This window comes from Mycobacterium palustre (assembly GCF_002101785.1).
Classification (GTDB): domain Bacteria; phylum Actinomycetota; class Actinomycetes; order Mycobacteriales; family Mycobacteriaceae; genus Mycobacterium; species Mycobacterium palustre.
This window is the reverse complement of sequence record NZ_LQPJ01000020.1, coordinates 22,653-34,487: the sequence shown is the minus strand read 5'-3', so window position 1 is coordinate 34,487 and position 11,835 is coordinate 22,653. Positions and strand designations below refer to the sequence as shown.

At 68.1% G+C, this 11,835-nt stretch carries 12 protein-coding genes; 11 read left to right on the top strand and 1 reads right to left on the bottom strand.

The window, feature by feature from the left end; translation table 11 throughout:
• The 11 genes from AWC19_RS01555 to AWC19_RS01505 all read left to right on the top strand — a co-directional run.
• A partial coding sequence (locus tag AWC19_RS01555) for an MCE family protein (protein ID WP_142280914.1) occupies positions 1-117 on the top strand: 117 nt, incomplete at its 5' end.
• Positions 114-1,154 (top strand): virulence factor Mce family protein, encoded by a 1,041-nt coding sequence (locus tag AWC19_RS01550; RefSeq protein WP_085076344.1) that lies wholly within the window; start codon positions 114-116, stop codon positions 1,152-1,154. The genes AWC19_RS01555 and AWC19_RS01550, both read left to right, overlap by 4 nt.
• A complete protein-coding gene (locus tag AWC19_RS01545; protein WP_085076343.1) occupies positions 1,151-2,743 on the top strand; it encodes a virulence factor Mce family protein in 1,593 nt (530 codons plus the stop codon). The genes AWC19_RS01550 and AWC19_RS01545 overlap by 4 nt, the downstream gene beginning before the upstream one ends.
• Positions 2,740-4,326: a virulence factor Mce family protein gene (locus AWC19_RS01540; RefSeq protein WP_085076342.1), complete on the top strand. Its 1,587-nt coding sequence runs from the start codon at positions 2,740-2,742 to the stop codon at positions 4,324-4,326. Before AWC19_RS01545 ends, AWC19_RS01540 begins: the two co-directional genes overlap by 4 nt.
• Positions 4,327-4,433: 107 nt before the next feature.
• A complete protein-coding gene (locus AWC19_RS01535) occupies positions 4,434-5,594 on the top strand; it encodes a virulence factor Mce family protein (RefSeq protein WP_085076341.1) in 1,161 nt (386 codons plus the stop codon).
• Positions 5,588-7,138 (top strand): virulence factor Mce family protein, encoded by a 1,551-nt coding sequence (locus AWC19_RS01530; RefSeq protein WP_085076340.1) that lies wholly within the window; start codon positions 5,588-5,590, stop codon positions 7,136-7,138. Before AWC19_RS01535 ends, AWC19_RS01530 begins: the two co-directional genes overlap by 7 nt.
• Positions 7,108-7,806 carry an Mce protein gene (locus tag AWC19_RS01525; protein WP_085076339.1) on the top strand — a complete coding sequence of 233 codons (699 nt, stop codon included), beginning with the start codon at positions 7,108-7,110 and terminating at the stop codon, positions 7,804-7,806. Before AWC19_RS01530 ends, AWC19_RS01525 begins: the two co-directional genes overlap by 31 nt.
• Positions 7,803-8,789, top strand: a complete 987-nt coding sequence (locus AWC19_RS01520) for an RDD family protein (protein ID WP_085076338.1) — start codon at positions 7,803-7,805, stop codon at positions 8,787-8,789. Before AWC19_RS01525 ends, AWC19_RS01520 begins: the two co-directional genes overlap by 4 nt.
• Positions 8,786-9,343, top strand: coding sequence for a mammalian cell entry protein (locus tag AWC19_RS01515; protein WP_085076337.1), 558 nt, complete (start codon positions 8,786-8,788; stop codon positions 9,341-9,343). Before AWC19_RS01520 ends, AWC19_RS01515 begins: the two co-directional genes overlap by 4 nt.
• Positions 9,310-10,023, top strand: coding sequence for a hypothetical protein (locus tag AWC19_RS01510; protein WP_085076336.1), 714 nt, complete (start codon positions 9,310-9,312; stop codon positions 10,021-10,023). The genes AWC19_RS01515 and AWC19_RS01510 overlap by 34 nt, the downstream gene beginning before the upstream one ends.
• A gap of 44 nt (positions 10,024-10,067) precedes the next feature.
• The gene (locus AWC19_RS01505) at positions 10,068-10,733 is read left to right on the top strand and encodes a YoaK family protein (protein ID WP_085076347.1); all 666 of its coding nucleotides are present in this window, start codon (positions 10,068-10,070) and stop codon (positions 10,731-10,733) included.
• A 3-nt stretch (positions 10,734-10,736) separates the two neighbouring features.
• Here the strand turns inward: AWC19_RS01505 and AWC19_RS01500 are convergent, their stop codons facing one another.
• A complete protein-coding gene (locus tag AWC19_RS01500; protein ID WP_085076335.1) occupies positions 10,737-11,819 on the bottom strand; it encodes a phosphodiester glycosidase family protein in 1,083 nt (360 codons plus the stop codon).
• Between the last annotated feature and the right edge of the window lie 16 nt (positions 11,820-11,835).

Sequence of the window (11,835 nt, the reverse complement as noted above, 5' to 3'; positions counted from 1 at the left end):
TTGGTCATGGACACCGGCAACAGCATCGCGCCGTACAACCACATCGACACCGCGTCGCCGTACGCGATCGAGTACGTCTGGGGCCGCCAAGTAGGGGATAACACGATCAACCCATGAAAATCACCGGTACCCTCGTCCGACTCAGCATCTTCTCGTTGGTGCTGCTGATCTTCACCGTGATGATCATCGTGGTGTTCGGCCAGATGCGCTTCCAGCGCACCTACGCGTATTCGGCGGAATTCACCAGCATCAGCGGGCTGCGGCAGGGGCAGTTCGTCCGCGCCTCGGGCGTCGAGATCGGCAAGGTCAACTCGGTGAGCCTGGTCGACGGCGGCAGGCGGGCGCGGGTGAACTTCAGCGTGGACCGCTCGGTGCCGCTGTATCAGTCGACGACGGCGCAGATCCGCTACCTCGACCTGATCGGCAACCGCTACCTGGAGCTCAAACGCGGTGAGGGCGAGGGCGCCGACCGGGTGCTGCCGCCAGGCGGGTTCATCCCGGTATCGCGGACTTCGCCGGCGCTCGACCTAGACGCGCTGATCGGTGGCTTCAAGCCGCTGTTTCGGGCGCTGGACCCGCAGAAGGTGAACACCATCGCGTCCGCGCTGGTGACCGTCTTCCAGGGGCAGGGCGGCACCATCAACGACATCCTCGACCAGACCGCGCAGCTGACCAACCAGCTCGGCGAGCGTGACCAGGCGATCGGCGAGGTCGTCAAGAACCTCAACATCGTGCTCGACACCACGGTCCGGCATCGCCAGCAATTCGATCAGACCGTCAACAACCTCGAGGTGCTGATCACCGGGCTGAAAAACCACGCCGACCCGTTGGCCGCCGGGACCGCGCACATCAGCAACGCCGCCGGAACCGTGGCCGACCTGCTGGCCGAGGACCGCGGGCTGCTGCACAAGAGCCTCGACTACCTCGACGCGGTGCAGCAGCCGCTCATCGACCAACGCGACCAGCTCAGCGACTACTTCCACAAGGTGCCGACGGCGTTGAACATGATCGGGCGGGCCATCGGTTCCTACGGTGACTTCGTCAACTTCTACGCCTGCGACATCACCCTCAAGATCAACGGCCTGCAGGCCGGCGGTCCGGTCCGCACGGTCCGGCTGTTCAACCAGCCGACGGGCAGGTGCACGCCCCAATGAGGACGCTCGAACCCCCCAACCGGCTACGCATCGGCGTGATGGGCATCGTCGTCACGCTGCTCGTGATCGGCGTCGGCCAAAGCATCACCAGCGTGCCGATGCTGTTCGCCAAGCCCGAGTACTACGGGCAGTTCACCGACTCCGGCGGGCTCAACAAAGGCGACAAGGTGCGCATCGCGGGGATGGACGTCGGCAAGGTCGAGAGCCTCAAGATCGACGGCGACCACATCTTGGTGAAGTTCAACCTCGGCACCGAAAGCATCGGCACCGAGAGCCGCCTGGCGATCAAGACGGACACCATCCTGGGCAAGAAGGTCCTCGAGATCGAACAGCGGGGATCCGAGAAGCTGCGGCCCGGGGCCTCGCTGCCGCTCGGGCAAAGCACCACCCCCTACCAGATTTACGACGCGTTCTTCGACGTGACCAAGGCGGCGAGCGGGTGGGATATCGACACGGTCAAGCAGTCCCTGCACGTGCTGTCGGAGACCATCGATCAGACCTATCCGCACCTGAGCGCCGCGCTCGACGGCGTGGCCAAGTTCTCCGACACGATCGGCAAGCGCGACGAGCAGATCAAGCATTTGCTCGCCCAGGCCAACCAGGTGGCCAGCATCCTGGGTGACCGCAGCGACCAGATCGACCGGCTGCTGGTCAACACGAAGATCTTGCTGGCCGCCTTCAACGAACGCGGGCAGGCCATCAACGCGCTGCTGGGCAACATCGCCGCCTTCTCCGAACAGGTGAAGGGATTGATCAACGACAACCCGAACCTGAACCACGTCCTCGAGCAGCTGCGCATCGTCAGCGACCTCCTGGTGCAGCGCAAGGACGACATCGCCGACGGTCTGACCGAGGTCGGCAAGTTCTTGCCGTCGCTGAACGAGGCGATCGCGTCGGGACCGTTCTTCAAGGTGGTGCTGCACAACCTGATTCCCGGCCAGATCATCCAGCCGTTCGTCGACGCCGCGTTCAAGAAGCGCGGCATCGACCCCGAGAATTTCTGGCGCAGCGCCGGACTGCCCGAGTTCCGCTGGCCCGACCCGAACGGCACCCGCCTGCCGAACGGCGCCCCACCGCCGGCGCCGCCCGCCTTGGAGGGCACCCCCGACCACCCGGGACCGGCCGTGCCGCCCGGATCGCCGTGCTCGTACACGCCGGCCAACCCCGGCGGCAACGTGACCATCGGCGACGAGGGTTTGCCGCGGCCGTGGAACCCGCTGCCGTGTGCGGGCGCGACCATCGGCCCGTTCGGCGGCCCCGGGTTCCCGGCGCCCGTCGACGTTCAGACGTCCCCGCCGAACGCGGGCGGCGTGCCGCCGCTGCCGGGTGTGCCGATCGCCGGCCGGCCGGGTGACCCGCCGCCGAACGTTCCGGGCACCCCGGTGCCGTTGCCGGCGCAGGCACCGCCGGGCGCGCGCACCGAGAACTTGGAGCCCGCCGGGCCCACGCCGCCGCCGTCGACGTTCGCGCCGGCCCTGCCGCCCGGTCCGCCGGCACCGCCCGGGCCCGGCGTGCAATTGCCCGCACCGTTCATCAATCCCGGAGGAACCGGAGGCAGCGGCGCAGCGGGAGGGGGTAGCCAGAATTGAGCACCATCTTTGACGTCCGCAACATCCGGCTGCCCCGGATGACCCGGGCGACCATCATCATCGGATCGCTGGTGATCGTGCTGGCCCTCGTCCTGGCGTTCGTCGGCTGGCGGCTGTATCAAAAGCTCACCAACAACACGGTGGTGGCCTACTTCCCGTCGGCCAACGCGCTCTACCCGGGCGACAAGGTCCAGATCATGGGGTTGCGGGTGGGCGCGATCGACAAGATCGAGCCGGCCGGCGACAAGATGAAGGTCACCTTCCACTACGAGAACAAGTACAAGGTGCCGGCCAACGCGTCGGCGGTGATCCTCAACCCGACGCTGGTGGCCTCGCGCGCGATCCAATTGGAGCCCCCCTACAAGGGCGGCCCGGTGCTGGCCGACAACGCGGTGATCCCCGAGGAACGCACTCAGGTGCCGGTGGAGTGGGACGAGCTGCGCAACAGCGTCACCAACATCATCTCCAAGCTGGGCCCCACACAAGAGCAGCCCAAGGGTCCGTTCGGTGAGGTCATCGAGTCCTACGCCAACGGCCTGGCCAGCAAGGGCAAGCAGATCAACACCACGCTGAACAACCTGTCGCGCGCGCTGACCGCGCTCAACGAGGGCCGGGGCGACTTCTTCGCGGTGGTGAAGAGCCTGGCGCTGTTCGTCAACGCGCTGCATCAGGACGACCAGCAGTTCGTTGCGCTGAACCAGAATCTGGCCGACTTCACGACGCGGCTGGCGCACAACGACACCGACCTGGCCAACGCGATACAGCAGTTCGACAGCCTGCTGTCGACCGTGCGCCCGTTCCTCGACAAGAACCGCGAGGTGCTGACCCACGACGTCGACAACCTGGCGACGGCGACGAACACGCTGCTGCAGCCGGACCCGCTCAACGGGCTGGAGACCGCCCTGCACGTGCTGCCGACGGCCGCGGCGAACATCAACCAGATCTACCACCCGTCGCACGGGTCGCTCGTCGCCATTCCCGCGATCACCAACTTCGCCAACCCGATGCAGTTCATCTGCAGCTCGGTGCAGGCGGCCAGCCGGATGGGTTACCAGGAGTCGGCCGAGCTGTGCGCGCAGTACCTGGCGCCGATTCTCGACGCGATCAAGTTCAACTACCTGCCGTTCGGCCTGAACGTCGCCAGCACCTCCGAGACGCTGCCCAAGGAGGTCGCTTACTCCGAACCCCGGCTGCAGCCGCCCAACGGGTACAAGGACACGACCGTCCCCGGCATCTGGTCGCCGGACACGCCGACGTCACACCGCAACACCCAGCACGGCTGGATAGTGGCCCCGGGCATGCAGGGCCAGCAGGTCGGGCCGATCACGTCGGGCCTGCTGACCCCGGACTCGCTGGCCGAGCTGATGGGAGGCCCCAACATCGCGCCCGTGCAGTCGAACCTGCAGACGCCGCCGGGACCGCCGAACGCCTACGACGAGGTCCCGATCGCGCCGGTGATCGGTCAGAACCCGCCGCAGGTTCCGATCCCGCCGCCCCCGCCGGGGCCTGAGGTGGTCCCCGGACCGGTCGCCCCGACGCCCGCGCCGGTGTCCGCGCCGGCGCCGAACGCAGGAGGCCGCTAGTGAGGTGCGCGACGAGCGCGGTACGCGCGAGGAGCAAGCCGAACCAACGGCCAGTGAGGTGCGCGACGAGCGCGGTACGCGCGAGGAGCAAGCCGAACCAACGGCCAGTGACCGTGCTTCGCCGGATTCGCCACCGCGCCTGGAAGGGCCTGGTGCTGGCGGTGGCCGCGCTGGTGCTGAGTTCGTGCGGATGGCACGGGATCTCCAACGTGCCGATCCCTGGTGGGCCGGGCAGCGGCTCGGGGGCGATGACCATCTACGTGCAGGTCCCCGACACCCTGGCGATCAACGGCAACAGCAAGGTGATGGTCGCCGACGTCTATGTCGGCTCCATCAAGGCGATCAACCTGAAGAACTGGGTCGCGACGCTGACCCTGGGCATCGACAAGAGCGTCAAGCTGCCGAAGAACGCCACCGCCAAGATCGGCCAGACGTCGCTGCTGGGTTCCCAGCACGTCGAGCTGGCCGCGCCGCCCAACCCGTCGCCGCAGCTGTTGAGGGACGGCGACACCATTCCGCTGAAGAACTCGTCGGCGTTCCCCACCACCGAGCAGACCCTGGCCAGCCTCTCGCTGATCCTGCGCGGGGGCGGCATCCCCAACCTCGAGACGTTGCAGAACGAGGTCTACAACATCTTCAACGGGCGGGCCAGCCAGATCCGGGCGTTCCTGGGCAAGCTGGACACGTTCACCGACCAGCTGAACCAGCAGCGCGACGACATCACGCACGCCATCGACTCGACCAACCGGCTGCTGGCCTACGTCGGCGGGCGCGCGGACGTGCTGGATCGGGTGCTGACCGACGTGCCGCCGCTGATCAAGCACTTCGCCGACACCAAGCAGCTGCTGATCAACGCCGTCGATTCGGTGGGACGGCTGAGCGCGGCCGCCGACCAGTACCTGTCGGAGGCCCGCGGCCCGCTGCACACCGACCTGCAGGCGCTGCAGTGCCCGTTGAAGGAGCTCGGCCGCGCCTCGCCGTATCTGATCGGCGCGCTGAAGTTGATCCTGACCCAGCCGTTCGACATCGATACGGTGCCCAAACTGTTCCGGGGTGACTACATCAACATCTCGCTGACGCTCGACGTGACCTACAGCGCCATCGACAACGCGTTCTTGACCGGGACGGGGTTGTCCGGTGCCCTGCGCGCCCTCGAGCAGTCCTACGGGCGGGACCCCGAGACGATGATCCCGGACGTGCGCTACACGCCGAACCCGAACGACGCGCCCGGCGGCCCGCTGGTGGAAAGGGCGGACAGGAATTGCTGACCCCATTCGTCAAACGCCAGCTCGTCCTGTTCGGGATCCTGACCGTGATCTCGCTGCTGGTGTTGGGCGTGTATTACCTGCAGATTCCGAGCCTGGTGGGGGTCGGTCGCTACACGCTCAAGGCCGAGCTGCCGGCCTCCGGCGGCCTGTACCCGACGGCCAACGTCACCTACCGCGGCATCACCATCGGCAAGGTCACCGACGTCGAACCGACCGAGACGGGCGCCGAAGCCACGATGAGCATCGACAGCCGCTACAAGATCCCGGTCGACGCGATCGCGAACGTGCACTCGGTGTCGGCGGTCGGTGAGCAGTACCTGGACCTGGTGTCGGCCGGGCACCCGGGCAAGTACCTGTCCGAAGGGCAGACCATCACCAAGGGAACGGTGCCGAGCGAGATCGGGCCCGCGCTCGACACCGCGAACCGGGGCCTTTCGGTGCTGCCCAAGGAGAAGATCGGCCAATTACTCGACGAGACGGCCCAAGCCGTCGGCGGTCTGGGCCCCGCCCTGCAGCGCCTCGTCGATTCCACCCAGGCCATCGTCGGTGACTTCAAGACGAACATCACCAACGTCAACGACATCATCCAGAACTCCGGCCCGATCCTGGACAGCCAGGTGGACTCGAACAACGCGATCGAGCGCTGGGCTCGCAACCTCAACAACCTGGGCGCTCAGTCCGCGAAGGAGGATCGACACCTGAGGAGCCTGCTGTCCCAGGCGGCGCCGACGGCCGATCAGGTCAACTCCGTGTTCAGCGACGTGCGCGACTCGCTTCCGCAGACGTTGGCGAACCTCGAGGTCGTGTTCGACTTGCTCAAGCGCTACCACACCGGCGTGGAGCAGGTGCTGGTGTTTTTGCCGCAGGGTGCATCCATCGCGCAAGCGGTCGCGGCGCCGTTCCCCAACATGGCCGCGCTCGACCTGGCACCGTCGATCAACCAGCCGCCGCCATGCCTGACCGGATTCATCCCGGCGTCGGAGTGGCGGTCGCCCGCGGACACCAGCATCGCGCCGTTGCCGACGGGCACGTACTGCAAGATCCCGATGGACACTCCGGCCAACAGCGTGCGCGGCTCGCGCAACATTCCCTGCACCGACGTCCCCGGCAAGCGGGCCGCGACACCGCGGGAGTGCCGCGACCCCAGGCCCTACGTGCCGCTGGGCACCAACCCGTGGTACGGCGACCCCAACCAGATCCTGACCTGCCCGGCGCCGGCGGCGCGCTGCGACCAGTCGGTTCGGCCGGGCATGGTGATCCCGGCGCCGTCGATCAACAACGGCCTGAACCCGGCTCCGGCGGATCGGGTCCCGGGGACGCCGCCGCCTACCAGTGACCCGTTGTCGCGGCCCGGATCGGGTACCGTGCAATGCAACGGCCAGCAGCCCAACCCTTGTGTCTACACTCCGGGCGGGCCTCCCGCGGCCACCTACAGTCCCCAGAGCGGTGAACTCGTGGGGCCCGATGGAGTCAGGTACTCCGTCGAGAACTCGACGAAAACAGGAGACGACGGATGGAAGGAGATGCTGGCGCCAGCCGGCTGAACCCCCCACCGATGCCGAAGTTCCGTCGTCTGCGGAGGCGAAGGCCCCGTGCTGGTCCGAACCCGGTGGTCGCGGAAGAGCAGACCGGCCCCGAGGCGACGGCCGAGGATGCGGCCGAGCCCGAGGACGCCGTCGAGCAGGCCGGCGCCGACACCGGCGACGGGCGCCGCCCGTCGCTCCTGGGGCGCGGATGGCTCGCCGGCATCGCCGCGGCCCTGGTGCTGTGCGCGGCGGCGCTCGGCGCCGGCGGCTACTTCGCGTGGCACTATCACCAGCAAAGCCAGGTCATCGCCCGCAACGACGCCGCAGCGCTCAAGGCGGCGGTGGATTGCGTCTCGGCTACGCAGGCGCCGGACACCAACGCGATGACCGCCAGCGAGCAGAAGATCATCGAGTGCGGCACGGACGCCTACCGCTCCCAGGCGGTGCTGTACACCAACATGCTCGTGCAGGCCTACCAGGCCGCGAACGTTCACGTCCAGGTGTCCGACGTGCGCGCGGCCGTCGAGCGCAACAACAACGACGGTTCGATCGACGTGCTCGTCGCGATGCGCGTGAAGGTGTCCAGCGATCAGTCGCAGAACGAAACCGGGTACCGCCTGCGGGTGAAGATGGCGCTGGCCGAGGGCCAGTACAAGATCTCCAAGCTCGACCAGGTGACGAAGTGACGGTGGTGGTCGAGGCGACTCCCACCCAGCCCCCCACCACGACCGGCCCGCCGGCGTCGGCGCGGGACTCCTTGGCGCCCTGGGCTTTTCGGGTCCGCGCGTTCGCCGTCGACGTCCTGCCGGCCATCGCGGCCGCGACGACGATGGCGCTGGTCGCGTTGACCGTGTCGCAGCATCCGGTTTGGTGGTGGGTGTGCGTGTCGGTCGGCGGGGCGGCCATCCTGCTGATGTTGGTCAACCGGCTGCTGCTGCCGGCGCTCACCGGGTGGAGCCTGGGCCGCGCGCTGTCCGGGCTCGCGGTGGTGCGCCGCGACGGGGGCACCGTGGGGCCGTGGTGGCTGTTGCTGCGCGACCTCGCCCACCTGCTGGACACCGCCTCGGTGGTGGGATGGCTGTGGCCGCTGTGGGATTCGAGGCGCCGCACCTTCGCCGACATGTTGCTGGGCACCGAGGTGCGACGGGTGGATTCCGACGACGTGCCCGCCCACACGCATCGGTGGTCGAGCGTCGCGGTGTTGGGCGCCGCCGCGATCTGCCTCGGTGGCGTCGCCGTGAGCTACCTGGTCGCGTACGCCCCGGATCGGGCGAGCGAACGAACCCAGGCGCAGATCGAAATCCAGGGCCCGAAGATGGTCGCGCAGATGCTGACCTATGACCCGAAGACCTTGCACGACGACTTCGCCCGCGCCCAGTCGCTGGCGACCGACAAGTATCGCGCCGAGCTCGTCGCCCAGCAGGACGTCGTGAAGAAGGGCAACCCCGTCATCAACGAGTACTGGCCGACCAATTCGTCGGTGCAATCCGCGACGGCGGACCGCGCGACCATGCTGGTGTTCCTGGAGGGCCGGCGGGGCGTCGGCCCCGACCAGCGCTACATCAGCGCCAGCGTGCGGGTGGACTTCGCCAAGGGCGGCGACGATCGGTGGCGCGTCGACAACCTCAGCGTGCTGACCAAGCCCAAACCGCCCGGGAATCCCAAATGAGCCCGCGGCGCAAGTTCTCTCCCGGCGAAAAGCCGCTGCTGTCGGCGCGCGCGGTTGAGGACGTGCCGCGGCCGTGGCGGTTGATCGTGGCGAGTTCGGTTGCCGCGGTGGTGATGTCGGCGGCACTCACGTTGTGCAGCCTGATGCTGGTCGCGCACGAATCCCGGGTTCACGCGGAGGCCAGGCGCACCGAGGTGCTCAACTACGTGACGGGGTTCATGACGCAGTTCACCTCCATCGACCCCTTCCACGCCAACGACTACGTGAGCCGGATCTTGGCCCAGGCCACCGGTGATTTCGCCAAGCAGTACCAGGACAAGGCGAACGAAATCCTGCTGCAGGTCGCGCGCGCCGAACCGGCTACCGGCACCGTTCTGGGCGCGGGCCTGGAACGCTGGAACGACGACGGCAGCGCCACCGTGATGGTCGCGACGGAGGTCACCTCCAAATCGGCGGACGGAAAACAGGTGTACGGGAACGCCAATCGGTGGACGGCAACCGCTACGCGGGAAGGGAAGCAGTGGAAGATCAGCAACCTGCTGCAGGTGATCTGACCGCCGACGAGGCTTCGGCGGCGCCAACCGAGGAACTTAACGGCGAGCGCGACGAAACCGCCGCGGCCACAACGGAGTCCGAGGCGGCCGACGAGGCCGCCGCCGAGGCCACCAAGGACGCCGAGGATGCCAACGCCCCCGAGGGCCGTCGCCGGCGCAAGCTGCTGGGCGGCAAGGGGCTGGCCATCGCCGTCGCCGTGGCCGCGGTGCTGTTCGTCGGCTCGGCGGCGTTCGCGGGCGCGGCCGTCCAGCCGTACTTGGCCGATCGCGCCACCGCCGCAACCAAGCTCAAGGTCGCGCGCACCGCGGCCAACGCGATCACGACGCTGTGGACCTACACGCCCGAAAACATGGACGCCCTCGCCGACCGGGCGTCGGCCTACCTCAGCGGCGACTTCGAAGCGCAGTACCGAAAATTCGTCGACGCCATCGTCGCCCCGAACAAACAGGCCAAGGTCAGCAACCGCACCGACGTCACCGGGGCGGCGGTGGAATCGCTCGACGACTCGAACGCCGTCGTCATCGTCTACACCAACACCACCTCCACCAGTCCGCTAACCAAGAACGTGCCATCCCTGAAATATCTGTCGTACCGGCTGTTCATGAAGCGCACCAACGGCCGCTGGCTGGTGACCAGGATGACCACGATCACCTCGCTGGATCTGACTCCGCACGTGTAGCGCCAGCCATGACCGTTGCCTCGCCGGTGTCCGAGCGAATGACCATCGCGGCCTTGCTGTTGCTGACCTTCGCCACCGGCTTGGCCGACTCGATCAGCATCCTGGTCCTCGGCCATGTCTTCGTGGCCAACATGACCGGCAACGTGATCTTCCTCGGCTTCTGGCTAGCCCCGCGGACCAGCATCGACCTGACCGCGGTGGCGGTGGCGCTGCCCACATTCGTCTGCACCACCATCCTCAGCGGCCGGCTGGCGCGCCACTTCGACGAGCGGACCCGAGCGTGGATCACCACGGTGCTGGCGGCGGAAGTCCTGCTGCTGCTGACGCTTTCGGTCCTGGCCGGGGCCGGGGTGCTGCACTACCACGACAACTCCAAGCTGATCATGATCGGCGTCCTGGCGGTGACGTTCGGGCTGCAGCATTCCAGCGCGCGTCAGTTCGGGATCCAGGAGCTTTCCACCACGGTGCTCACGTCGACGATCGTCAGCCTCGGCCTGGACAGCCGGCTGGCCGGCGGCACCGGCGCGCGCCAAACCCTGCGCCTCAGCGTCGTTTTCACCATGTGCGCGGGCGCGCTGGTGGGCGCGACCATGTCGCGATTCGTCGTGGCGCCGGTCTTCATCGTCACCGCGGCCGTGGTGACGACCAGCCTGCTGATCTTCCGCTTCGCGCCGGCCGAGACGAAAACCGCCGCGCCCAGACCCAATTGAGGGCTAGTTGAAGGCCAGCCAGCTGGGCAGGGCGCGCTCGTGGGAATCGCACAGCACCTGGCGGGTGTCGCACGACCCCCTCGGCGACCCGGCGCCGGCCCACATGCCGCCGGTGTCGCGCCGCAGCACGATGGCCGACGACCCGCCGCCGTCGAGCAGGACCGCGGTGTCGCTGCCCAGCCCGCGGAACAGGTCCTGCATGTTGTCGGGGGTGTAGCTGCCGCCCTCGAAGATGTACATCTCGTCCTTCTGCCTCGCGTAGGCGAGGGCCGTTCGCGCCGCGCTGGGACCGCCGTCGTGGAGCTGGCCGGTGTTGCCGGGACCCAGCAGCCCGATGCCCGACACCGCGACGAACTTCTCGTTCTTGTTGAGCAGGTCCTGGATCACCGGGGTCGCGGCGTCGTAGTCGTTCTTGCCGCGGGGCCACACCACGTACGGCGCGCCGCCCGCGGGCAGGATCATCGTCGTCAGCGAGCTCCAGCTCTCGCCGCCTCCGGAGAGGCCTTGCTTGCCGGGATAGGCGACGGTACCGGTGACCGCCTGGTTGGCCCGGCCCTGGCCGTGGGTGTTGTCGACGAACGCGCCCAGCGGCGAGCTGCAGCCCGTCTGGCGCCACGAGCCGCCCTTCTGCGCACGCACGTCGAAGAAGTTGGCGTTGATCGCGATCGTCGGCTGTCCCATTCGTTGCCACGCCTGCAGCGGCGCGTAGAGCTCGGACGCCTGCCACAGGCCCTCGCCGGTGCGGGCGCCGGGATTGCGCTCACAGCGGGCCTGGTCGCCCTGGTGGGTGTCGACGAGCAGGTGCGGCGCGAGCCGGCCCGCGGCGTTCTTGATGATCATCAGGTGGCCGCCGTTGTCCATCTCGTACCACCGCCCACCCGCGTCGAGCAGCGGCATGGGGTGCCCGGGGCCGAAGTTGTAGACCAAATAGGAGCCCCGGGTGGTGCTGATGGCGCTGGCCAGCAGGTCGCGTCCGTCGGCGGCGCGCGCGACGGGTTGCCCGATGGTGCCGGTCAAAATCGCGCAGGCCATCAGCGCCGTGCAGCACGCCACCAGCCGGCGCAGGCTCGCAGTGGGCGTCAGCACGGTGGACCTTTCGGCG